The sequence below is a fragment of the Candidatus Zixiibacteriota bacterium genome (assembly GCA_022865345.1).
GTDB lineage: Bacteria > Zixibacteria > MSB-5A5 > MSB-5A5 > RBG-16-43-9 > RBG-16-43-9.
The window spans coordinates 1-2511 of the sequence record JALHSU010000093.1; the positions used below are offsets into that span (position 1 = coordinate 1).

The 2511-nt window shown below is 46.3% G+C and carries 2 protein-coding genes; both read right to left on the bottom strand.

Going from position 1 to position 2511, the window contains the following annotated elements; all coding sequences use genetic code 11:
• Positions 1–164 precede the first annotated feature (164 nt).
• Positions 165–1592 (bottom strand): sigma-54 dependent transcriptional regulator, encoded by a 1428-nt coding sequence (locus MUP17_04375; GenBank protein ID MCJ7458209.1) that lies wholly within the window; start codon positions 1590–1592, stop codon positions 165–167.
• Between the two features lie 324 nt (positions 1593–1916).
• The coding region (locus MUP17_04380) for a PEP-CTERM sorting domain-containing protein (GenBank protein MCJ7458210.1) at positions 1917–2511 on the bottom strand (595 nt) is incomplete at its 5' end.

The window sequence follows — 2511 nt, forward strand, 5'->3', positions numbered from 1 at the left end:
TGAAAGGAGAGTTTAGCTTCCTACTGTGGTCGTCGAGTCCCCTGACTCGACGAAACAGCATTGACGCGGTCAATGCACTCCATAAATAACTATTAGCGGAGGTTTCACACCTCCGCGCTGAGCCCTAAAGGCTCAGCTACGCGATAAGATAAGAAAATATTTTTTTAGAACAGACCGAATTTTTTCATCCGGTCGCGGAGGGTATTGCGGCTTACTCCTAAAAGCTCAGAGGTTTTGACCTGGTTTCCCTGGCAGTACTTCAGGGAGAGATCGAAGACTGCCCTTTCTAAGGCTTCTTCCAGATGGTCGTAGATATGCCCATCCGAATTAGCCAAGATCTTGGGAAAGATCGGTTCTAATATCTGAGACAACAGTTTATGATAGTCCTTTTTTATCTTTTCAAAATCTATGTCTAACCTTTCCCTATTCTCGCTGTGGATCGGAAAATGCTCCGGCATCAGGAGCCCACCCTTACTCATAACCACTGCGGTGTGGATGTTGTTCTCGAGCTCTCGCACGTTTCCAGGCCAGGGATATTTCATCAGAATCTTGATCCCGTCATTTGAAATCCCATCCGCCCTTTTGCCTATCAAGCGCGTATATTTCTTCAGGAAGCAGTCAGCTAAAAGGGGTATGTCCGACTTCCTTTCCCTTAAAGGCGGTAAATAGACCGAGACTACCTTTAACCTGTAGAAAAGGTCAACCCTGAAGTTTCCATCTTTAATACAGTTGACTAAACTCTTGTTGGTGGCGGCAATTATCCTCACGTCCACTTTTATGCTCTGGTTGCCGCCTACTCTTTCGTACTCCTGCTCCTGCAAAACCCTTAAGACCTTACTCTGGGTCATCAGGCTCATATCCGCAATCTCGTCCAGGAAGATGGTTCCCTTATCTCCCTGCTCAAACTTGCCCAATTTTCTCTGGTACGCGCCGGTAAAAGCACCTCTCTCATAGCCGAAAAGCTCTGATTCCAAAAGGGCTTCAGGCAAAGCCGCACAGTTAACAGAGAGGAAGGACCTATCTTTTCTCAAGCTGTTGCGGTGAATTGCCCGCGCCACTAACTCTTTACCTGTTCCGCTTTCCCCCATTATGAGGACCGCCGCATCAGTCGGAGCGACCTGACCTATCAGCTTGGCAATCTCCACTATTTCCGGGCTTTTCCCAATGATTAAATCATCATCCTCCACTGGCTTCCCGTCTCTGCCAAAGTTAGATGAATCCCCTCCTCCCTTTTTCTCCTGCAAGGCTTTATCCACAATCCTGGCGAGTTTCTCTAACTGGAAAGGCTTGGTGACGAATTCATAAGCCCCCTGCTTCATAGTCTCGATCGCCGCCTCAGTCGAGATATAGCCAGTGATGACGATTATCGGTATTTTCAGTTCTTTTTCTTTTATCCCTTTCAGAATTTCGAAACCGGACATCCCCGGCAAATTTATATCAAGAAGAATCAGGTCCGGCTTTAGCTGGCTTATAGTCTCCAGAGCCCCGTTTCCCTCGGAAAGGGTGTGAAGCTTCAAGCTCTCTGAGACAAAATAGTTATTCAGAGACTCGCAGATTTTGGGGTCGTCTTCTATTAAGAGGATTTGTTTCATATTATAAATTTTTCTTTAAAAGAATCCTAATCTATTAATCGGCAAAAGCAGGATATTCTTAAAGGGGAACGAGGTTTTAAAGATGAATTAATGCTAACCGGGAAAGGTAGAACAGACATTCTTGTCTGTTCTTTACAGTTATAGTAAACGTAGGGACAGCCCTCGTGGCTGTCCGTCCAAACCGACTTGGGGAGGCTTCTTACCTCCACCTCTGCAGGAGCGGTGGAACAGGCATCCTTGCCTGTTCGTCTTCAGTCATTGGCCCACAAATAAAAAAGCTCCCCTTGGGAGCTTTTTTAAATTCAAAAACTTCCTACCCGAATACTACTTCCTAAATCTAAATCTGGATATTCCGCCCAGACCCAAAAGCCCGAATCCTAATAGAGCCAATGTCGATGGTTCAGGTATAGGTGGACCAAAAGTGCCAACATAGGTGTTGCCTGCGTTCTGCCAGTTTGCATCTATTGGCTGGAAATGCACTTTCACGTCAAGAGGATCTGAATAGGGCATGAATCTATCTGCTGTGGGTGTGGGCCCGCCGTTATTATGAAAAGTCCAGCTAAATACTCCCATGGTAAAACCTGCGTTAGGAGCCGGTGCGCCTGCCTGCCCAAAAAGCCTGTAAAATCCATCTGCAGGATAAGAGCCGTTTCCGGTCTGAAAATCTAATCTGTGATCCGGATGTGCTCCTCCCCAGCCAGTTGGTAAATTCCAGCTTAAATCCTGCCACTCAGAAGCTGAGCCTACTCTTCCGTTATCCACAGTAAATTTAAAAATAGCATCTCTATCCGGTCCTGAGTTGGTTAAGGTGAAATCGTACCTGTAGTTATCACTACCCAAAGGAGTCAAAGCCACGCTGAAATCAAAAAACTGAGCATAAGCGCCTGACACCAACAATACTGCTAAAATCAGCCCTCCA